Raw genomic sequence first — 21,271 nt, forward strand, 5'->3', positions numbered from 1 at the left:
TCCTGGGTCAGCCGGCCTCGCCGGCGATGATCAAGGCGTGTTCGTAGGCGAAGACCACCGCTTGGGCCCGGTCTCGCAGGCCGAGTTTGGCGAACATGCTGCCCACGTGGCTTTTCACGGTCGCCTCGGTGACGACGAGGCGGGCGGCGATCTCGGTGTTGGAGAGGCCGCGCGCGACCAGGAGCAGGGTCTCGCGTTCGCGCGGGGTCAGGTCGGCGACCAGGGCCATGTCTGCGGGACGCGGCTCGGCTCGGGTGGCGAAGTTCTCGATGAGACGGCGGGTGATTGAGGGGGAGAGGAGTGCCTCGCCGTCGTGGACCACGTGGAGGGCCTCGACCAGGTGCGCGCGGGACGCGTCCTTGAGCAGGAAGCCCGCTGCACCGGCTCGCAGCGCGCCGAAGACGTACTCGTCCAGGTCGAACGTCGTCAGGATCAGTACGCGAGGCGACGGCGTAATGCCCGCCGCGTGCAGTCGCCTGGTCGCCTCGATGCCGTCGACATGCGGCATGCGGATGTCCATGAGCACCACGTCGGGCTGCAGTTCGCGGGCCAGCGCGATCGCCTGCTCGCCGTTCGCGGCCTCGCCGACGACGGCGAACGCGTCTTGTGTCTGGAGGAACAGCCGCAGGCCGGTGCGGATGAGTTCCTGGTCGTCGACGATGAGCAGCCGGATCGTCACGCCGCGCCGCCTATGGGCAGCCGGGCCGCGATCCGGAACCCGCCGTCGGGTTCGGGGCGTACGTCCAGTTCGCCGCCGAGGACGGCGACCCGCTCGCGCATCCCGACGAGGCCGTGGCCGGTGGCGGGCAAGGGCGTCACGGCCGGGGAACGCGCGGGCCGGGAAGGGCGTTCGCCGGCGACGGGCGGGGAGTCCGCGGGCGGGGACCGGTGGCCGTCGTCGTTGACGACGGAGACCTCCAGGTGAGTACGGCCGAAGCCCACGTGCACGGCGACCCGGGTGGCTCGGGCGTGCTTGAGCGCGTTGGTCAGCGCCTCCTCGACGATGCGGTAGGCGGACAGTTCCACGCCGCCGTCCAACGGCCGCTGGTGGCCGCTGACCTCCAGGTGTGCGGGCAGCCCGGCGGCGTCGTACGTGGCGACGAGTTCGCCGAGTCGGTCCAGCGACGGCTGCGGGTGCAGGGCGGCCTCCTGCCGCCCGGGCTCGCGCAGCGCCAGGAGCATGCGCCGCAACTCGGCGATGCTCTGCTCCGCGTTGATCTCCACCCGGGCCAGGGTGTCGTCGGCGACGTCGGGCGCGGCACGCAGGACGTCGCGGGCGCCGCGTACGCCCAGCAGCGTCACGGTGACGGAGTGGGCGACGATGTCGTGCAGTTCGCGGGCGATCGCGGTGCGTTCCTGATGTGCCGCAATCAGGGACAGTTGGGTGCGTTCGCGTTCGAGGTGGTCCGCGCGTTCCTCCAGGGCGAGGGTGTACCGGCGCCGGGTCTGGGCGTACGCGCCGAGCGCCCACGCGCCGGCAGCGACCGGGGCGGCCGAGATGCCCGCCGCCGTCAGGAACACCGCCGTCGGCGCGAGCGCGAGTAGCGACGCGCCGCGTTCGCGGAGTTCGGCGACCGTGAACAGGGCCACCAGGGGCGGGGCGCCGCCGGGGTGGTGGTGGCCCACCACCGTGAGTACGGCGGCAATGGTGCAGGTGAAGGCGAGGACGGCTTCGGGTGCGTGCCGCCGGACGAGCAGCGCCGCGCCGCCCGCGAGGGCGAGCAGGGTGGGGGCGGGGGCGACGGGCGCGGCGTCCTCGAACATCAGTCCCATCTCCACGCCGGTCGTCACCGCGGCGACGGCGATGTCGAACACCTGCGTGCGGTGCGCGGGCAACCACCGGCGCACCGCACGCGGGAAGCGGAGTGAGGCGTTCACGCCAGGTCCCGTCGACGTTCGCTCGCGACGGACGTGATCACCAGGGCGACCGCCCACGCGGCCACGACCAGGGCGGCCGTCCCGACGGACAGCGTCGTGTGGTGTGTCGACCGCGTCAGGATGGCGGCGGCTCCGAAGGGCGTGAGGTCGGCGGCCGATTCGGCGACGCCGGCGATCAGCGGGAGCACCGCGAAGTTCACGACGAGCAGGACGACCACCCCCACCACCGGGACCCGCACCATCGCGCCGATGGCGGCCCCCATGATCGCAGACAGCACGAACGCCGCCAGGTTGCCCACCGCGACCGCCGCGACCTGCGCGGATGTGAGGTCGGGCCCGGGGTCGTCGCGCAGCAGCGGTACGGCGACCGCGACCGAGGCGGCTACGGTCACCGCCCCGATGACCAGGCCGGTGAGAGCGTACGCGCCGATCCGGGCGAGCAGCACCGCCCCCCGGTCGCGCCCGGCCACGAGCACGGTCGGTGCCGCGGTGCGGTGCCGGTACTCGCCCGCGGCACCGACCAGACCCCACAGCATCGGCAGGACCGGCAGCCCCGCGAACGCCTCCTGCTTCTCCGCGGCCTCGTCCAGGCCACCCGACGCCGCCGCGACGACCACGGCGTTGAGCACGCCGAACGCGACAACGCCGACCAGGAACGCGTACCCGGTCCGAGTGGTCGCCGTCTTGAGCAGTTCCCCCTTGACCAGGCGGCTCATACGCCCCGCCCCCCGGTCAGGTCGTGGAACACGTCTTCGAGGGAGCCGCCGCCCTGGGACAGTTCGTCGACCGTGCCGGACCAGACCAGGCGTCCTTTATCGATGATCACGACGTCGTCGACGGTCCGGGCGGCCTCGCTCAGGATGTGGCTGGACAGAAAGGTCGTGCCTCCGCGTTCCGCTCGCTCCCGGATGAGCGTACGCAGCCATCGGATCGCCTGCGGATCAAGGCCGTTCACCGGCTCGTCCAGCACCAGGATCTCCGGGTCGCCCAGCAACGCGCTCGCCAGTCCCAGCCGTTGGCGCATGCCCAGCGAGAACGTACCGACCCGCACCTCGGCGGCGTGGTCCAGCCCCACCAGGTCCAACACCTCGCCGACGCGTGCCCCGGGCAGCCCGGCGATAACCGCAAGTGTCCACAAGTGGGCCCGTGCGGTACGCCCGGGGTGTGCTCCGCACGGCTCGATGTGTACGCCCAGCACCCGCGCGTCGGACACCACCGGAGCGCCTTGGACCAGCACGCGGCCGGCGGTGGGACGCACCAGCCCGGCGACCGCCTTCAGTACGGTGGTCTTGCCTGCGCCATTGGGCCCGAAGAAGCCGGTGACCGCGCCGGACCGCACCGTGAAGGACAGTTGGTCGACGACGGTGGTCCGGCCGTAGCGCTTCGTCAGCCCCTCGACCGAAATCGCCGCCCTATGTGATCGCGAAGAGTCCATACCGGCAGCCTGGAGCCCGCGCGTCCCCCGGTCTTCAGTCCGAGGACCGAATCGCGATTCCCACCGGAGACGGAAAGGGTGATCGACTCGGGTCGGCGCCCCACACGACGACTACACGGTGCCGAGCGCGACGTGCGGTCCATGTGGTGCCGCTCCTACCGACTGGCGCGCAGGCGCCTGACGTCATGGGGTCAGGCGCCTGCGCGGGGGTGCCCGTGCCGGGGCAGTCAGTGCTGGGTGGTCAGTGCTGGGTGGTCACCTGCACGTCGTGCTCGTGCTCGTGCTTCTGCTTGTGCTCGGGGGCGGGGTGCGGCTCGGGTTGTTTGCCGCGGGGCATCAGGAAGACCGCGAGGAGCAGGGCGGTGAAGCCGAGGCATGCGCCAGTGAGGAACGCGTCGTGGTTGGCGGCGGCGTGGACGTCGCGGATCGCGGCGGAGTCGGTGCCTGCGTTGGCGAGTTCGGTGCCGAGGCCGTTGTAGGCGATGGTGGCGATGACGGCGAGGCCGAGTGCGCCGCCGGCTTCCTGGCTGGTGTTGATCAGGCCGGCGCCGACGCCGGCCTCCTGTTCGCCGACGCCGCTGAACGCGGCGATCTGCAGGGTCACGAACACCATGCCGCAGCCCAGGCCGAGGGCGATGAACGCGGGTAGCAGGTGGACGGCGTAGTGGCCGTCGGCCGGGGCGCGCCACAAAAGCAGGAGGCCGCCGACGGTGGTGGTCAGGCCGGCGATGAGCACCGAGCGTGCGGCGACCTTGGCGATCAGCGCCGAGGCGACGCCCGCGCCGGCGGCCACGGCGACGGCGAGCGGCACGTACGCGAACCCGGCTTTCATCGGCGAGTAGTCGAAGACCTGTTGCATGAACAGGCTTGCAAAGAAGAAGAGTCCGCCGAAGGTGCCGAACACCAGGACTGCGGTGATGTTCGCGGTGCGCATGGTGCGTAGGCGGAAGATGCGCAGCGGCATCATCGGTGCGCCCACCCGCGATTCGACGGCGACGAAGCCGGTGAGCAGCACTGCGGCGCCGGTCAGCCCGCCGATGGTGCGTGCGCTGTCCCACCCGACGTGGGTGGCCTCGCCGAGGGTGAAGATCAGCAGCAGAAGTCCGCCGGTGAGGGTGGCCGCGCCGGGGAAGTCGAACCGCCCCCGTTCCGCCGCTCGGCCCTCCGGGACGATGCGCGGTGCGAGTAGTGCGGCGCCCAGGCCGATGGGCACGTTGATCCAGAAGATCCACTCCCAGCCGGGCCCGTCCGCCAGTACTCCGCCAAGGATCACACCGAAGATCGAGGCGATGCCGGACAGTGAACCCCACACGCCCAGTGCCTTGTTGCGCTCCGAGCCCTCGGGGAACGTGCTGGTGAGGACGGACAGTGCGGCCGGGGTGATCATCGCCGCGCCGAGGCCCTGGACGGCTCGCGCGGCGATCAACATGGCGCCGTTGTGAGCGAGCCCGGACGCCAGAGACGCGAGCGCGAACACCACGAAGCCGATCTGCAGCAGCCTGCGGCGGCCGAACGTGTCCGCGAGCCGTCCGCCGAGCAGCAGGAACCCGCCGAGCACGGTGGCGTACGCGGTGACGATGTAGTTCAGGCTCACATCCGACATGTCCAGGCCGTCCTGGATCGACGGCAGCGCGAGATTCACGATCGACACATCCGTGAACACCATGAACTGGCCCAGGCAGACGAACGCCAGGACTGCGCCGGGACTTGGGCCTGCCGTGCGGCCGGTCGTGCGGCCGGTCGTGCGGCCGGTCGTGGGGTCGGGTGGCTGGGCGGGGCTGACGGGCGCGGACAAGGCGCACCTCCGAATCAACGACGAGGGAACGGAACGGGTCAGGTGGCGTGGCCGGGTCCGGACTGTGACCCCGGGCCGCCGCAGCCTGGCTTCGTACCCCCCTGACGCGCGCCGCGCGGGAGATGTGACCGGCTGACCCTGCCGCCGGTGGTGACAGGCGCGCTGGAGGAGTGAGTGTGTTAGGGGCGGTTCTGGGCAGGGGAGCGGGCATGGTCGAATACCCGCGGCTTGTTCAGACTGTTCTGGACACCACCGAACCGCGCAAACTCGCGGAGTTCTACCGCCGACTGCTCGGACTGTCGTACCGCGCGGGAGACGAACCGCCCGGGGTCGGGACGCAGGACGAGCCTGACTGGCTCGTGCTGCGCGACGTCGCCGGAGCGAACCGGCTCGCCTTCCAGCGCGTGGACCGCCTGCCGCGTACGACGTGGCCGCGGCACGACGTCCCGATGCAGATGCACTTGGACCTGTCCGTCCCCACCGTGGCCGACCTGCACGCGCAGCGCGAGCGCGCACTGGGGCTCGGTGCGCAGCTCCTGCTCGACGAGCACGACGACCCCGACGAACCGCTGTTCGTGTTCGCCGACCCCTCCGGACACCCCTTCTGCATCTACGTCGCCTAACTCGCTCTATCCCCGGCGCTGGGAACGGCGGCAAGCCGCCCACGCCCTGGTGAGACCAGCAGCGCTCCACGGCGCGCGCACAGCGACTGGCCCCTCACCGAGGGCTGCGCGGTAGACCATGACCGGACGATCACGGCGGCCGAGACAACCGTCTGCACGCGCCGCTCCCGGGCGGCACCGGGAGCCTGGCAGGGCGACTCAGTCCTGTGGCGTTGACCACGAACGCCGAAGACGCTCCCCGCGACCTGGTGGCCGGGAGTCCACGGATGTGGTGTCGATCGGCTCCGCGAGGTATGACCTGTCGGCCGTCCCGGATACCGCAGCCGCCCGGCGAGGTCGGCGGTCTGCGTGTCGACGAGGCTGCGGGTCGGCAGCGCGTCGTCGGCGTCGATGCCGTCGGCAGCCGCGGACATGCTCTACGACCTGAAGGTGAGCGGCGACCGCGTCCTGGACGTCGGCACCCGCTACACCGCCGCCCTACTTGCCGCCCGGCTCAGCGTCGACCAGGTCGTCACCGTCGAAGTCGACACCGAACTCGCCGACCGGGCCCCGCGCGAACCTCGCCACGTTCCGGTGGAGGCACAACTCCGCCCCAGGTCCGCTGAACGACGGCACGATGCTGCGCCTGCTACGCACGGCCTGCCACCAGATCGGGCAGCACGATGTGCGGTTCGCCGCACTGGCGTTCACCGCGCACGACTTCAGCGCCAGTTCGCCACCGACCTGGTCAGCAGCGGCGTGCCCATCCACACCTGCTGGCCGCCGTCGCCTGCCTCCGCTGGGCTGAACAGAACATCGCCCCCTCCACGGCCCGCAGACAGGCAAGCCGTACGTCCCCACGGCCGCACCGCGAAGCCGTCCCCGGCCCCGGGGTTTTCGCCGATCACGGGGCCTGGCGCGGTTGTCGGCGTCACACTGGTGGTTCGCGTAGGGGTGCGCGGATACAGACACGTGAGGGTGGGTGGGGGCGTGTCCGGTGGTGTGCTGCGGCGCCGTGTCGGGGCCAGGCTGCTCGACTACATGCTGGTGCTCGTGCCGACCGCCGTGGTCGGCTGGACCGCCGTCCCGCTGGTACAGCGCGCGGTCACCGTCCAGGCCCAGCGGGTGGGCCGGCGCACCGGAGGGCGGATCGTCTCCTCCGGGCTGGACACCGACGTCCTCAAGGACACCGCCCGCGACTCGGCCGAGACCATGGCCAAGACCGCGTCCACCTTCGTCATGGCGCTGCTGCTGGTCTCCATGGTGCTCTGGTTCCTCTACGACTGGATCGCCCACGCCGTCTTCGGCCGCACCCTCGGGAAGATCGTGTTCGGCATCGCCGTCGTCCCCGTCCACGGCGGATGGCGCGCCGGCATGGTCCGCGGCCTGGTCCGCAGCCTGATCCTCATCGGCGTGCCCACCGCACTGATCTGCTACGGCTGGGCCTACCAGGTCGCCGAACGCGCCGACCAACCCCTCGCCTACCGCGTCATCTCCTGGGTCTCCACCGGCGGACTCGCACTGGCACTGCTGCCCGGCAACCGCGCACTCCACGACCGGCTCTCCTTCACCCGCGTGGAAACCACCCGATAGACACGCCCCTTCCGGACCGACCGCCCGCCGCCAGGTGGCCGACCACAGATGCGATGTCGCGGGCGGACTGTCAGGCACACAAGCTCGCCCCCGATGTTGATGTCGTCCTGCCGGATCGTCAGGATTGGTTGATCTGGTCGGGGCACTTGTTCACTCCTTCGCAGAAGGCGGTGATGGTGCCGATGGGGCGGCCGTCCGGGGTCTTGTAGCGCTTGTCCTCGGTGACGGGGCTCTGCTCGTTCACGACCCGGAGTTTGGCGTAGATGATCCCCAACCGGTCGGTGAGGATTGCCACGTACTCCAGGTGGGTTCCTTTGATCACGGCGGGCTTGGTGTCGGTGTAGGCGATGAGGATGGGCTTGGAGTAGCGCACGTTGTGCCGCTCGGAGTAGTGCAGGTAGCCGAGCTCGGAGTTGCCGCGTCGTGTGGGCAGGTCGCGGGCGTCGGCGTCGGACGCGACCCAGGCGATGTTGTGCCACGGCAGCGGCGGGTCCATCGCGGCCGTGCGTTCCTGTCCTGACCGCGCGGGGCGCTGCGCCGGGATCTTGGTCAGCGCGGCCTGTGCGAGCCGCTGCGCGCCGAACCGCTCGATGTACCGGCTCTGGGGGATGAGTTCGAGGGCAGGTGCCGCTGCTGGGATTGTCGGGGCCGCGGATGCCGGTGCTGCGGGGGCCGACAGCAGGGCCGACAGGAGCAGGGAGGCCAGTCCCGCGGCGCTTGCGGCCTTGAGGCGGAGCTCGACTACGAGCAGCGCACTCAGGCCTGAGTGCACCGCGCGCACCGCACCGGTGCGGTGCGGTGCGCGCCGCAGAAAGCTGATCCCCAGCCACCTCGGCACCCACGCGCGGCGCGCATTCCCACCCGGCAACCGCAAGGCGCTGTCACGGCAGGCCGTGCTGTGCGCGGTGCGGTGGGCCGCGCGCGGCCGCGGCGGAACGACAATCGGACGAGTAGCACACCAGGGAGCTGAGGCCGCGGCTTCGGCGGTTTTGCGCCGGGTTGCCCCTGAGGAGTTGGGCGAGGCCGATTCCGGCGGCGGAGTCGAGGAGTTCGAATCCCTGCGCGACGTTTGCGCGGTCGAGGAGGAAGCCTGAGCGTGGCGGTGACCTTCATGCCTGCCTTCTGGCGAACTTACTTATGAGAGTTGGCCCTTGCCGTAGGCATCTGTCGACCGGTAGGGCTGGGGGCCTCCCGGGGAGATCACAGGCAGGGCGAGTCCGTCAGAGGTGCCGGACGGATTGAGCCGGGGAGCGCCGCTCGGGTGCGGGCTCGTGACGATAGTGTGTGGCACACACTATCGTGTGATGCATGGACACTGGTGAGCTGATCGTCAGTCACGTCCAGGAACTGCGCCGCGGCACAGTCGTTCTGGCGTGCCTGGCGCTCCTGGAGGAGCCGCAGTACGGGTACGCGCTTTTGGAGACACTGGGCGACACCGGGGTGGCTGTCGACGGCAACACCTTGTACCCGCTGCTGCGCCGCCTGGAGAAGCAGGGGTTGCTCATCAGCGAGTGGAACACCGACGAGTCCAGACCGCGCAAGTTCTACCGGGTCAGTCCCGAGGGCGCGCAGGTCCGCACCGGGCTGCTGCGCGAATGGCAGGAGCTCGGTGCGTCGATTGCACGACTGACCGAGGGAGGCTGTTGAGGATGTTGCAGATGACCGGCGCCGGTGAGCTGACCGATCGCTATGTGGCGGAGGTCGTTCGACACATCTCGGCCGACCAACGCGGAGACGTGGCTGACGAGTTGCGTGCCACGATCGCCGACACGGTCGAGGCGCGCGGCGCGGACGACCCGGAATCCGCCGAGCGCGAGGTGCTCGTCGAGTTGGGCGACCCGATCCGGCTCGCGTCCCGGTACACCGACCGCCCGCTGGCGCTGGTCGGCCCCGCGCTCTACCCGACGTACATACGGATCCTCACCCTCCTGCTGTCCGCCGTCCTGCCGGTGGTCGTGGCGGTGAGTGCGGTGCTCGATGTCGTCGACGGCCGGGGGACCCCGGACGTGATCGGCGGGGCCGTCGGGACGGTGCTCACCGTGGGCGCGCAGTTGGTCGCCTGGCTCACGGTGGTGTTCGCCGTCGTCGAGCGGTCCGGAAAGCGGACCGCCGTCGCCGGCGCCACATGGACGCCCGACGACCTGCCGGACCGCCGCACGCCGACGGAGCCGGGCACACCGGCGTACGCGTCGATGGCGTGGCACGCGCTTCTGGCCGCGCTCATCGTGTGGCAGCACACCGCGCAGCCGTACCGCATCGAGGACGGCACCCACGTAGACGTCCTGGAGCCCGGCCTGTGGTCGGGCTGGATCTGGCCGATCCTGGCCGGACTTGCCGCGCTGGTGACAATCGACGCGGTCCGGGCGGTACGCGGGGCCACGCGATCTCTCGCGGTCTGGGGCATCGCCGCCGAGGCCGCCTTCAGCCTGCCGCTGGCGTGGATCCTGTACGACGAGGAGTTCTTCAACCCGGTCTTTCTGGCCGACTTCAACGGCGGCTGGCAGACCCCGGACTCCTTCTACACCGTGACGGTCCTGGCTGTCCTTGCTGCAGGCGCGGGCGAAGTAGTCAAGCGCCTCCGCGAACTGCGGGGCTGACGCCGCAAGGCAAACTCGGTCGGGAGCGTTCGCGGGCGGGACCCGGAGGTTCACCGATCCCGGCTGTGTCCGGCGGTCGTGGACCAGCTGACCTTCGGCGACAACATCATCGAGAGCTTTAGACGGCCAGGGCTGCGCAGTCGCGCAACACCACACCTACAGGGCGCCCGTCGGGTCGATCGACCTGGCAGCCGAGGACGAAGACGGCACGCCATCCGCAATCTGGCCCTGCCACGTCCGTCCCAAAGCACGCGGAGGTTGTTCGCGACGGAGACGACATCGTGGTGCGCGATTGGCATGCCGTCGACTGCGTCCGCTCAAGAACTTGCTCGAAAGCAGTTCCACAGACTGACGCGGATCGGGCGCTCGTCCACCCCGACTCAACGCCGCCGTCGCCTCTGCGCCCGTCGCCGGACTTGGCGAGTTGGTCGGCGGTGGTCCTCGTCGGGTGGGCGGCGTCGGATACAGCTCCACGTGTTGGCGACGGGCTGGGGAACGTGTGGCGCTGTCACGTGGCCCACGCACTGCGCGTCTCACGTACGTCCCGCTCCACGGCGGGTGTGCGTCGCGTTTGTTCAATACCCCTTCGACCCGGTCCGCCTAGTGTCGCGGCATGTCACACCTGTCCAACGCCGCCGAGGCCATGGCCGCAGTTGCCCGCGGCATCACCGACGACCAACTCGCCAACAAGACTCCGTGCGCGGAGTACGACGTGCGGGGGCTGGTCAACCACCTCTTGTTCTGGGGCCCGTCGCTCGCCGGCGGCGGCCGCAAGGAGTCCGTTCCGCAGCCGGCAGCCGCCGAGTCCGATGTGGACCTGGCGGCCGGCGATTGGCGCGGCCGCCTGCTCGCCCTGCTGGACGACACGCCGCACCCGCTGCCCGCGCCCGTCCTGGGCGACATGATCGTCGGCGAGCTGACCGTGCACGGCTGGGACCTGGCAGCCGCGACCGGGCAGCGCCTGGACCTGCCCGCCGACCTACTGGCGCACCTGCACGACACCGTGTCCGCCGGCGTCGAGCAGGGGCGACAGATGGGCATGTACGGACCGGAGGTCGCGGTGCCAGCCGACGCACCCACCCTGGACCGCATCCTCGGCCTGACCGGCCGTGACCCCGCCTGGGCATAGTCTCCGACCGCCGCAACCGTACGGATCGGCTCGCACAGCCACAGGGGTGGGACGCCGCGCGTCCTACCCCTCCTGTGCTGCTACCGCCAAATCGAGGCCGGTTCCCGTTTACGGCGCCACTCGCGGCGTTGGGACCGACGGTCCAGGTGGCAGTCTTCCCGCGGCTGCGAAGCAGGGATGTGCGCAGATCGTGGTACCTCCGTGCGTGGAATGCGAATGCCGCCCCGTCGGGGTGCGTCACCCTTCCTGTCGTCCGTCCGACGGTGAGCCCGCACGCGTCGCGATCCGGCCGTGAGCGTGCCTGACTGCCGTGGGTTGCCGCCCGGCGAAGGCTGCGCCGGGTCGGTGTTGCAACGGCGCGCGGGCCCGGATCGCCTGGCTCTTCCGGAGCTTGGCGATCGCGTGTCTCGCGGGTCGGAAGCCTGCCTCGGCCCTCGCAGGGGCAGGCACGGATGCCGGGAGGCGACCATTCACGGGAGACCGCTGTCGAGCGAGTTGGACGAGGCGACGGCTGCGTGGCTGTTCCCGTCGGCGCAGGGCCTCCTTGCGGCAGGGGAACCTGTGTTGGAAGGCAGCTACAACCGCAACGTCCGCGTGGACCACCCCGATCTAGGCGCGGTGCTGGTGCGGCACCTGGTGGGAGTCGGCCATCCTGCGCGCGGTGCAGCGCACCGTCGACCGGATCCCAACCGGCCGGCCGGTGACGGGCGCCGACTGTCTCGCGCCTCAGGAGACGACCGGCTTCCGGCCCACCGCGGTGAGGCGTACCACCAGTTCTCGGTCCCGGGGCATGTCCCCTCTGCGCGGCTACGGGTGCAGCTTCTCGCCCTTCGCCAGCATCGCCACGAACTTCTCGATCCGGCGCGCCCGGGTCTCGGCCTTCTTGGCGTCTTGGACCCGGTACAGGATCGCGTAGCGGTTCTGCCGGTCCAGTGTTTCGAAGAACTCCGCCGCGGCGGGGTCCGCGGCCAGGGCCGCCATGAGGTCGTCCGGCACCGTAGCGGTCTTCGCGCCGTCGTAGGCCGCCTCCCGGCGGCCGTCCGCCTTGGCGCGGTCGACCTCGGCCTGCCCCGCCGCATGCATCCGGCCCTGCTCGATCAGGGCGGCCACCTTGTCCCGGTTGACCTTGGACCACTTGCTGCGCGGCCTGCGCGGGGTGAACCGCTGGAGCCACCACCGGTCATCGAACGTTGCCTTTTGGCCGTCGATCCAGCCGTAGCAGAGCGCCACATCCAGCGCTTCGGCGTAGTCCAGCGCCACGATTCCGGAACCCTCTTGCGAAGCCTGACCCAAATGCCGGCCGAGACAGCGTGGTTCTCATCGAGCCATGTCTGAAACGCCTCGGCGGATTCGAACGTCACGATCTCCGGGTCCTGAGTCACCCCAGCAGCGAACCACACCCGGCCGACAAGGCAGCCGTGACCGCGACCCAGGGCTATGGCTATGGCTATGGGCTCGGGTTCGGGTCGCGCGGGGCGACGCGCTTCGCGGCGCGTCGTGCCGGTGAGGCCGTGGCCGAGGAGGTGGTTGGGACCGCCGGGTCCACCGCGAGTACCTGAGCGGCATGCGACAACCACGCCTGGGCGTCGGCGCCGTGCAGGTCGTCGGTCCACATGAGTGCACCGCGGGGTCCGCCGCCTTGGTCGTGCGGGAGGATGCCGTTGGCCGCGTACCAGGCCTTCTTGAGCTCCCACTTGCGCGCGTAGTCCGGCAGGTCGAGCATCCCGGCGTGCTCCCAGAAGACGGTTCGGCCCTGGTCGGCGGTGATGGTGAAGTCGGGCCGGACAGTACGGCCGTCGCTGCCGGTGAGCGGCTCCTCGTACTGCCAGCGGCCTGGAACCAAGCGGTCCAGCAGATTCGCGATGATCACCTCGTTCTTCGACGCCATGGGGGTGCCGTTGGCCGAGACATGCACGAGTTTGCGGTCGAAGCGGCGTGCTGTGCCATGGATTTCCACAGTTGTGGGATCCGGGGCCTCGAACAGGTCGGTGAGACGCCGTGCCGTCTCCGAGCGCCAGGGCTGTGCCAGCTCGCGCAGCTCGGGCAACGTGCCCTCGTGCAGAATGACGACCTTGTCCTTCTGGCGGGTCAGAGCGGTGTACATCAGCTCACGCGACACGTTCGCCCTCGCCGGCAAGACGAGGAACGTTGTGCCGAACTCGGAGCCCTGGGACTTGTGCACCGTCACGGCCCAGGCGAGTTCCAGCGGCGGATCATCCGAGTCCGAAGGCCAGTACGAGTACTGGAACCCGGGCTGGGAGGAGAATTCCACGTTCAGGCGCAGACTCTTTTTCGGCCGTTTCGTCGCCGGTGTGACATATCCGATGGCGACGCCGATCTCCCCGTTCGCGACGTAGTTGAGACTGCCCTCGCGCGGCCAGCCCGAAGACCGCCTGTTGGTCGTCTGCATGACTTTGTCGCCGCGGACGATCAGCTCGGGGCCAACGGGGGCAGGGATGTTGCTCTTCCAGGTCTTTTGGGCCCAGGTGGTGTCGCTCTGCCGGTAGGTGCGCTTGATGTGCCGGTTGATCTCCACGGAGCCGAAGGCACGGGATCGGGTCGGGGTGAGGATCTGCCAGTCTTCGGCGTGTGGGCCTGCCCCGAGCTGCCAGTTGAGATAGGGGCCGTTCACGACACCGCCGTATGTCAAGGCGAAGGCGCGAGCGGGGTCCGGGTCGCCGTCGAGCGCCAGGTTGTGGGCGAGTTCGTCGGCCAGCGCCGCCGCGGCCGTCCGGCTGCCCCACTGGACATAGCGCAGTGTGGGCAGGTCGGGAGTTGACGCCAGCTCTGCCCAGATCTCCTCGTCGCCCGCGCCCCGCGTGTTGTCCCCGAACCAGGCGGCGAGTTCCAGATCGTGGCGCGTCCCGTGGCTGCCGTCGGCGAGTTGCCGTCTGGGCACCTGGAGTTCGACGTAGCAGGGAGCCACTCGTACCCAGTTCTCGAAGGTGTCCGGACGGAGCAGGTTGACCAGATCGACGAACGGGCGCCCGGCCCCGATAGGAGGTAGTTGGCGGGGGTCGCCCACCAGGATCAGCCGCTTGACCCCGGTCAGTGAGTCGAGGGTGGCCGCGAGCATCTCCTCGGTGAGCATCGACGCCTCGTCGATGATGACCAACGAGTACCGTCGGCGCGGCTGTTCTTCGCCCCAGACCAGATAGCGACCCGTGTCCCCGTCGTAGCGCTTCGTCGCAACGAGGTGGGATGCGAGAGTCTTCGCGTGCAACTTGACCTTGGTTTCCAACTGCACCTTGGCCTTGCCGGTGGGCGCGAGCAGCAACACCGCCCCGTCGTCGACACCGGGGTACTCGACCAGCGCGCGCAGAAGGGTGGTCTTGCCGGTTCCGGCGGGCCCGATCAGCACCGTGAGCGGTGAGTCGTGCAGGGCCGACAGGCCGGCGGCCTTCTCTGTGCGGGCGCGATCCTCCAGATCGTCGAGGTCCCCCGCGACGTTGTCGTTCCGGTCGAGGGCGTCGTCGAGCACTTTGCGGGCACCGGGGATGGCACCCAGACTACCCAGGTCACGCTGGTCTTTGAGCCATCGTCGGATCAGCGATGCTGTCTCGGACAGTCGCGTCAGTTTGAAGGCCGGGCTGCCACCGACCATCTGCACGCTGGTCAGTGGTGACCACTCCGGGCATTCGCAGATGCCTCCGTGGTCAAGTTCGAGGCCCGCGAGAATCGTCCGGGTGAGATCGGGCGGCTGGGCGAGCGTGACCTCGTTTGCCGAAGCCAAGGCCTCACCTTCCGGGACGACGGTGTCGCCCTGTACCGCTCGGCGCTCCAGTACGTCGGTGAGCAGGGCCTCGATGCGCCGACGGTCGAGATGGCCGTCAAGCACCACCTCGTCCGGCAGTGGCGGCGTCCAAGTCACGTGGCTCGGCGGGAAGAGCGCCCGGTCGACCGCAGTGAACGGCACATGGTCCGGCGTGCCATACGTGCACGTGGATGCGAAGTAGGGGTTGTCCAGGAGGTCTTCGGCAGTCATCTCGACTTCGGTGTCGCCGTTGAGCAGGAGCCGCACTTGATGCGGCGTGATGTCGAAGCCGGACAACAGCCGCAAGACGGCCTGCCGTTGCGCAGGCAACTTGCGCCAGATTTTGGCCTGGACAGGGCCGATGTGGGCACGAAGCGCGGCCGACGCACGTGCCGGATCGGCAAAGACGGTGTCGAGGATCCTCCATGGGGTGGACGTCCCCCCGGGCTCGGCCAGAACGGCGCGGGTCGCGACGTACGGTTGTCGTACACCGATCTCCCTGAGCACGCCGGGTAGCCCCGGGACCGGCCCGCGCAGTTCCCACAGGCGATCGATCTGACTCTGAAGCCACGTCCGGCCCGCTTGCGGGACGTCGATGCCGAGAGCGCACATTCCCTCGGCAGCCGCCTGCAGGGCGCCGAGGGCTTCGATGGCGGCATCGTCGGACAGGTGCTCGGTCACGTACGAGAACTCGGCGATCCGCCCTTCCGGTGCCCAGGCCAGCGCGGAGTCGATCTCGGCGCCCGCGTCCATGAGTGGGATGAGTTGCTGGTAGGGCAGCAGGACGCCGTCAGCCATGTCCGGGCGGAGGGAATGCTCGACGACCGTTTCCCACATCGAGGAGGTGAATGGCGGACGCCCCGATTGGTTCCACATCGGCGGCGGGGTCACCCGCAGGACGCGTGCCGCACCCACCAGCAAGCGGTCGGTGCGCTGCTCTTGGAGGGGCGAGTGTTTGAGGTAGACGAAGACCAGTGATTCCTCGGGATGGACCAGCTCGAAGAACGCGCGCATGATGGCGCGCTGGTTGCCGCCGTCCATCACCCATGCCGGGGGGAAGCGCAGGGCCGTGTCGACGGCGTCTTCTGCATCTTGGACGAACTCCGGAACCCGGTCATGGCCGATCTCCTTGGCGAAGGAGTCGCGGTTCAGCCAGCGGAAGGGCACTGCTTCGAAGGCGAACCCCGGTAGTGCCACCGGAGTTTCGTGCAGCATCCCCTTCAGATGCTGATTGTGGCTGTACGGGTGCTTCTTGAGCACGGTGTAGCCGCGCGGTGACATGAACGTCGCGCGTTCGCTGAGGCAGGGCAACCTGTTCTGATCGAGCGTGTCCACCCCGGCGCCGGCGTGGGACTCCTCGAACGCGTCGTCCCGCGCCTTGCCGATTGCGGCGAGCAAGGTGCACGAGGCGTTGCCCAACGGGTCCTCGCAGAGGAATTCGTCCCAGGGGCGGTCGCGCCACGGAACCCTCATCGACAGGTGCTGAATCCCGGCCATCTCAATGGTTTACCACTGGAGCCCGCGTAGCGGCGGCCGTTCCGGCCAGTCGGGGCGTCCTGGCAGCCCCTGGGGTGGTGGCCGGTCGGAACAGGCCGCTGGTTTGCGTGTTATCGACTCGTTGGCCAGAGCCCACGCTTTCGTTGCAAGAGGCCTGCGCGTGTCCTCGCGCTGAATCATTGGTTGCCTCGAGTGCGAGGGGCCTCAGGTTGCCGAGGAGCAGCCCGAGGATCGAGAGATCGACGGCTGGCGCGACGAGCGGCGCGACCCAGGGGAGGACACGAGGCGCAGCGCGAGTGCCCAGAGGTTCCCGAAGCCTGAAGAGAACGGTCGGTCCTACTACAGCTCCCATGACGCCGGTGACAGTCCGGGTTACAGGGTCGCCGTTGGACGGCCGTCACTTCGTGCGCTGTGGTCACGACAGCGCCACCAGTTGCTGCAAGGGTAGGCACATGACCCTGGCGTAGTGGACATGTCCGACTCGGACACACTCTTTGTATAGCGGCCGATCTTCGGGCAGCACCGATCGACGCCCGATCTCGGCGCACCCACTCCATGCACCGCTCTGTCTCCGCTTGCCGCCGGTGATCAGCTTTGGTCAGTTCGTAGGCTTCAAGGGGCTGTCCTTGGCTCAGGTACTCAACGACCCTGCCAACGACGGTAGGCAGCGCGGTGACCCGTCACCCGCGACTAATGGAGATGTTCATCCGCACGGGTGACACATGCACATCAGAGCAATCTATCTGAGGCGAGGCCCGAGATTCGATACCCAGTCCAGAAGTACGGATGGTCATAGGACAGCGAACCATCTGCGCCTTTTCGAGTTGGATGCGCCATCGTGGATAAACGCGGTTGAGTACGCTGAAGACCAGGAACGAGCAGGCGATGGCCGTTGGCGCGGCCCTCGGCAAGGCTGCGGAAGCCATCCTTCGCCCTGGCGAGTAGCCGCCGCCTCCGTCGAACGCGGTTTGCTCGTGGGGGCCCGGGTGGGACCGCGGGAGATCCGCTGGGTGACGCGGGCCATGCTGTGGGCGGGTGGGCGCTGTTGGACAGTCGGGTGGGGGACAGGGCCACGGGACGAGCCGGTCGACCCGCTCGGCGTGTCAGGACGCATGCGCTCCGGCGTTGCGGCGGCAGTTGGCGTGCTGGTCGTCTCGGCCCTGAACTCGGCGCGGACCGTGCCGAGTTCGTGGCCGGAGCAACCCCTCCCTCAGGTCGTCGGCTCCGTAGGCTCCCAGTCCACTTCGGTCGAGGCCGCGTAGGTCAGTCCCCGCTGCGTCCACAAGCGGGCGTGGCGCCCGAGGCGTTCGCGGTATTCGTCCCAATCGCTCGGTGTGCCGGACCAGGCCACCTCGGCGACCGCGGGCAGGCGGGGGAGAAGGAGTAGGGTGAGGTCGTCGAAGCAGGTGATGCTCTCGGCCCAGACGGCCGCCTCGATGCCCGCGATCTGTTCTGCCGGCACCTGGTGGTCCGTCGGGTCCCAGGCGGCCAATTGGCGGATGCCGCGCGGCTCGTACACGGGCATGCCCAGCCGTGCCGCCGCTTCCGCTTGGTGCGGTGCCACCAGGGCGGCGTCGTGGGGGCGGTCCAGGTACAGGTGCGATTGCGGCGAGAGCAGCACCTTCCCGCGGCCTGCCACAATGCGTGCCAGGTCGTCGGCCGTCGGCGCGAAGAAGGCTCTGACCGCCGCGGCAAAGTCGGCCGGCACGCCGGACGCTTCCAGTGTGGCCGGGCCCGTCATCGACGGGTCCACCCAGAACTGCGCCAGGTCCCCGGGGGCGATGCCGGCGCGGGAGTGTTCCTGCCATCCGATCGGCTCCTTGCCCGCGGCTCGGACGGTCTCGCGCAGGAAGCGGACGGCGCCCGCATACGAGTCGTGGGTCATGCCCACGGCTTCGTCGGCGCCGATATGCACGAAGGGCGCGTCGGTGGCCGCGCACACGTGGGCGAAGATGCGGCCGATGAGGTCGGCGGTGCGCGAATCCGCCAGGTCCAGCGGTGCGGTGAAGTGCTGTGCCATGCCCAGTGCTTCGAGTGTTCGGGCGGTCTTGTCCGGGATCGGGGCCGGGGGCAGGTCGGGGAAGGCCGCACGCAGGGCTCCGCAGTGGCCCGGGAGGTCGATCTCGGGGATCACCGTGACGTACCGTGCGGCGGCATAGTCCTGGAGGGCGCGGTACTCCTCCGTGGTGTAGAACGGCCCTCCATCCGCGGTCAGTTCGGGCAGCCCGGGGACCTCCAACCGCCAACCCTCGTTGTCGGTCAGGTGTAGGTGCAGCACATTCAGCTTGTACAGCGCCGCGAGATCGATGATGCGGCGCAGGTCCTCCGGCGTCAGGAAGTGGCGGGCGGGATCGACCATCAGGCCGCGCCAGGCGTAGGCGGGTGCGTCGTGGATCTCCTGGTGCTGCAGTTCGCTTCCGTCCGCGATCATCTGAACCGCCGCCGAAGCGGCCCGGAAGACCCCTTCGGGGGTACGCGCCCGGCAGTGGATGCCCGCGGCGTCCACGCGCAGAAGGTATGACTCGTCCCCGGACCCCAGCACGATGCCGATGCCGGACCGTACGGGGGCGGGGTCCTCCGGGGCGCTCAGTTCCAACACGACCGTGCGGACCTCGCCGTCGTCGGTGTCCGCGTCCGTGTGCGGCGCCAGCAGGGCCCGGACGACGGCCGCCACCGGCTCCAGCGCCGTGTCGGCGGATTCGACGCGCCATCTCTCGCAGGCCGGCAGGGCGCCGGACGCGGTGCCGGCGGCCGAGCCGGGGCGGTGTTGCGTGGTGGGACGGGGGATGACGGCCCTCACGGTTTCCTCCATCGAGGAGCTTCCTGACGGACAGGACGGCGGGTAAGGTAACACAAAAACCGTTCAATGAACGCTTTTCCGGATGTCCCTTCGGAGGGCGGCCCGCCGCCCGCCCGCCGCGTTCGTGCTCGTCCGCAAGGAGTTCGCACATGTCTTTGTCCACCGACGGCCCGGCCGGCCTCCCCCGGGAGTTCCGGGCAAGGCCGGGCTTCCTGTTCGGCGCGTCCACCTCCGCGCACCAGACCGAGGGCAACAACGTCTCGAGCGATTGGTGGGCCCTCGAACGCAGGCTGGTCGGCGGCGTCATGGAGTCGCCGAGCGGGGACGCGGTCGACAGCTTCCACCGCTGGCCGCAGGACATGGACCTGCTCGCCGAACTCGGCTTCAACGCCTACCGGTTCGGCATCGAGTGGGCCCGCGTCGAACCGGAACCCGGGGCCGTCTCGCGGGCCGCGATCGCGCACTACCGGGCGATGGTCTGCGGTGCGCACGAGCGCGGCCTGAACCCCGTGGTGACGCTGCATCACTTCACCTCACCGCACTGGTTCACCGCACGCGGCGGCTGGACGGCACCGGACGCGGCGGACCTCTTCGCGCGCTACGCCGAGACCGCGCTCGACGTGCTCGGCGACGACGTCGAATATGTGGCGACGATCAACGAGCCGAACATGATCGCGCTGATGGCTACGCTCGTCCGCCACTTGGCGCCCTCGGGGGAAGACCCCGCGAACGCCCCGGGAGCCGACGCCGACACGCGGGACGCGTCGGAGTATTCCGCCTCCGGCACCGGCCGCGAAGGGGCCGCGGCCCTGGCCGCCGCGGCGGAGCCGGACACCGCGACGAGTGAGGCGCTGGTCCGCGCGCACCGAGCCGCCTCGGCGGTCCTGAAGGCGGCGCGGCCCGACCTCCGGGTCGGCTGGACGATCGCCAACCAGGTCTTCCAGGCCGAGCCGGGAGCCGAGGCCGCGGCCGCGGCGCACGCGTGGCCGCGCGAGGACCTGTTCCTGGAAGCCGCGCGCGGCGACGATTGGGTGGGCGTCCAGTCGTACTCGCGAACGCGTATCGGACGCGACGGCCCGCTGCCGGTCCCGGCCGAGGCGAAACGGACGATCACCGGTTGGGAGTACTACCCCGAAGCCGTCGGCCACGCCGTGCGCCACACCGCTGCCGTCGTCGGCCCCGACGTGCCGATCCTGGTCACCGAGAACGGCATCGCCACCGCCGACGACGAAGAGCGCATCGCCTACACCTCGGCGGCGCTGACGGCGCTCGCGGAGACGATGCGCGACGGCATCGACGTACGCGGGTATCTGCACTGGAGCGCCGTCGACAACTACGAGTGGGGCTCCTACACACCGACGTTCGGGCTGATCGCGGTGGACCGCGACACATTCGTTCGCACCCCGAAGCCGTCGGCGCGTTGGCTCGGCGGACTGGCGCTCGCGCTGCGCGCCGTCGTCCCGTCGGCCGCGCAATAAGGTGGCTGCCATGGCGAAGCGCGGCCCGTACGAAAAGGGCGAGGCGAAGCGACGCGAGATCCTCCAGGTCGCACTGGAGATCTTCGCCGCGGAGGGCTACCGCGGCACATCCCTGCGCAAGGTCGCGGCCAGCTGCAACCTCAGCCTGCCCGGCCTCATGCACTACTTCGCGTCGAAGGAAGACCTGTTGGTCCAGGTTCTCCGGGCGCGTGACGAGGGAGGGCGCGAGCGCTGGGAGGCCGCCGAGGGGGTGGAGCGGCATTTGGAGCGCATCCGCGAGGGTGCGCGGACCCCCGGTCTCGTCGAGTTGTTCGTGTCGATGTCGGCGGCGGGAAGCGACCCGGAGCATCCGGCGCACGCCTTCTTCGCCGAGCGCTATCCGCAACTGCGCGCCCGGATCGCCGAGATGGTGGAGGAGAGCGTCGCCGGGGGCCGGATGAAAGCATCGCTCCCGGCTGACCGGCTTGCCACCATGCTCCTCGCGGTGGTCGACGGCATCCAGTTGCAGTGGCTCAACGACCGCTCGGTGGACATGGAACAACCGCTCAAGGACGCTCTCAGCCTGCTGGAACGCCGCGACGACGGCTGACCGGCGGGGGCCCGGGACAGTTCGCGCAGGACGGTCGGCGACGGCGCGAAGCGGCGGGACCCCCGGGGGTCCCGCCGCCTGCTGGGGTACCGGCCCGGCGGGACCGGCGCCGCGGGTGCGCCGA

At 69.9% G+C, this 21,271-nt stretch carries 16 protein-coding genes and 1 pseudogene; 7 read left to right on the top strand and 10 right to left on the bottom strand.

Translation table 11 applies throughout. The annotated features are described in order from the left end of the window. Positions 1-7: 7 nt before the first annotated feature. From ACWD12_RS17950 to ACWD12_RS17970, 5 genes are all read right to left on the bottom strand, one after another. Positions 8-679, bottom strand: a complete 672-nt coding sequence (locus tag ACWD12_RS17950; RefSeq protein ID WP_450100302.1) for a response regulator — start codon at positions 677-679, stop codon at positions 8-10. After that, positions 676-1,878, bottom strand: a complete 1,203-nt coding sequence (locus ACWD12_RS17955; protein WP_450100303.1) for a sensor histidine kinase — start codon at positions 1,876-1,878, stop codon at positions 676-678. The genes ACWD12_RS17950 and ACWD12_RS17955 overlap by 4 nt, the downstream gene beginning before the upstream one ends. Then, positions 1,875-2,594, bottom strand: coding sequence for an ABC transporter permease (locus ACWD12_RS17960; RefSeq protein ID WP_450100304.1), 720 nt, complete (start codon positions 2,592-2,594; stop codon positions 1,875-1,877). The genes ACWD12_RS17955 and ACWD12_RS17960 overlap by 4 nt, the downstream gene beginning before the upstream one ends. Next, positions 2,591-3,313: an ABC transporter ATP-binding protein gene (locus tag ACWD12_RS17965; RefSeq protein WP_450100305.1), complete on the bottom strand. Its 723-nt coding sequence runs from the start codon at positions 3,311-3,313 to the stop codon at positions 2,591-2,593. Before ACWD12_RS17965 ends, ACWD12_RS17960 begins: the two co-directional genes overlap by 4 nt. A 241-nt stretch (positions 3,314-3,554) precedes the next feature. After that, entirely contained in the window at positions 3,555-5,108 is a 1,554-nt protein-coding gene (locus ACWD12_RS17970) for an MFS transporter (protein ID WP_450100306.1), read from the bottom strand. A gap of 209 nt (positions 5,109-5,317) precedes the next feature. Between ACWD12_RS17970 and ACWD12_RS17975 the strand changes: the two genes are divergently transcribed. Continuing rightward, positions 5,318-5,731, top strand: a complete 414-nt coding sequence (locus ACWD12_RS17975; RefSeq protein WP_450100307.1) for a VOC family protein — start codon at positions 5,318-5,320, stop codon at positions 5,729-5,731. A 477-nt stretch (positions 5,732-6,208) separates the two neighbouring features. Here ACWD12_RS17975 and ACWD12_RS17980 read toward each other — a convergent pair whose 3' ends face one another. Continuing rightward, positions 6,209-6,481: a hypothetical protein gene (locus ACWD12_RS17980; protein WP_450100308.1), complete on the bottom strand. Its 273-nt coding sequence runs from the start codon at positions 6,479-6,481 to the stop codon at positions 6,209-6,211. A gap of 219 nt (positions 6,482-6,700) precedes the next feature. Here ACWD12_RS17980 and ACWD12_RS17985 point away from each other — a divergent pair, with 219 nt between their 5' ends. Continuing rightward, on the top strand, positions 6,701-7,303 hold the full coding sequence (locus ACWD12_RS17985; RefSeq protein ID WP_450100309.1) for an RDD family protein: 603 nt from the start codon (positions 6,701-6,703) through the stop codon (positions 7,301-7,303). 118 nt (positions 7,304-7,421) lie between these two features. On the opposite strand, the gene ACWD12_RS17990 is transcribed toward ACWD12_RS17985, so the two are convergent. After that, positions 7,422-8,075: a hypothetical protein gene (locus ACWD12_RS17990; protein WP_450100310.1), complete on the bottom strand. Its 654-nt coding sequence runs from the start codon at positions 8,073-8,075 to the stop codon at positions 7,422-7,424. A 536-nt stretch (positions 8,076-8,611) separates the two neighbouring features. Between ACWD12_RS17990 and ACWD12_RS17995 the strand changes: the two genes are divergently transcribed. The 3 genes from ACWD12_RS17995 to ACWD12_RS18005 all read left to right on the top strand — a co-directional run bounded on the left by ACWD12_RS17995 (position 8,612) and on the right by ACWD12_RS18005 (position 11,029). Beyond that, positions 8,612-8,950: a PadR family transcriptional regulator gene (locus ACWD12_RS17995; RefSeq protein ID WP_358362707.1), complete on the top strand. Its 339-nt coding sequence runs from the start codon at positions 8,612-8,614 to the stop codon at positions 8,948-8,950. Between the two features lie 2 nt (positions 8,951-8,952). Next, positions 8,953-9,900 (top strand): HAAS signaling domain-containing protein, encoded by a 948-nt coding sequence (locus tag ACWD12_RS18000; protein WP_450100311.1) that lies wholly within the window; start codon positions 8,953-8,955, stop codon positions 9,898-9,900. Between the two features lie 613 nt (positions 9,901-10,513). Continuing rightward, complete coding sequence (locus tag ACWD12_RS18005) at positions 10,514-11,029, top strand: TIGR03086 family metal-binding protein (RefSeq protein WP_450100312.1); 516 nt, start codon at positions 10,514-10,516, stop codon at positions 11,027-11,029. Between the two features lie 807 nt (positions 11,030-11,836). On the opposite strand, the pseudogene ACWD12_RS18010 reads toward ACWD12_RS18005, so the two are convergent. From ACWD12_RS18010 to ACWD12_RS18020, 3 genes and pseudogenes are all read right to left on the bottom strand, one after another. Next, a pseudogene (locus ACWD12_RS18010) lies at positions 11,837-12,429 on the bottom strand (YdeI/OmpD-associated family protein). Positions 12,430-12,476: 47 nt separating this feature from the next. Then, on the bottom strand, positions 12,477-16,280 hold the full coding sequence (locus ACWD12_RS18015) for an AAA family ATPase (RefSeq protein WP_450100313.1): 3,804 nt from the start codon (positions 16,278-16,280) through the stop codon (positions 12,477-12,479). A 1,210-nt stretch (positions 16,281-17,490) separates the two neighbouring features. Beyond that, complete coding sequence (locus tag ACWD12_RS18020) at positions 17,491-19,092, bottom strand: family 20 glycosylhydrolase (RefSeq protein ID WP_450100314.1); 1,602 nt, start codon at positions 19,090-19,092, stop codon at positions 17,491-17,493. Between the two features lie 137 nt (positions 19,093-19,229). Between ACWD12_RS18020 and ACWD12_RS18025 the strand changes: the two genes are divergently transcribed. Beyond that, positions 19,230-20,558 carry a glycoside hydrolase family 1 protein gene (locus tag ACWD12_RS18025; RefSeq protein ID WP_450100315.1) on the top strand — a complete coding sequence of 443 codons (1,329 nt, stop codon included), beginning with the start codon at positions 19,230-19,232 and terminating at the stop codon, positions 20,556-20,558. A gap of 10 nt (positions 20,559-20,568) precedes the next feature. Continuing rightward, positions 20,569-21,147: a TetR/AcrR family transcriptional regulator gene (locus ACWD12_RS18030; RefSeq protein ID WP_450100316.1), complete on the top strand. Its 579-nt coding sequence runs from the start codon at positions 20,569-20,571 to the stop codon at positions 21,145-21,147. Positions 21,148-21,271: the final 124 nt, after the last annotated feature.

This window comes from Streptodolium elevatio, from assembly GCF_053592165.1.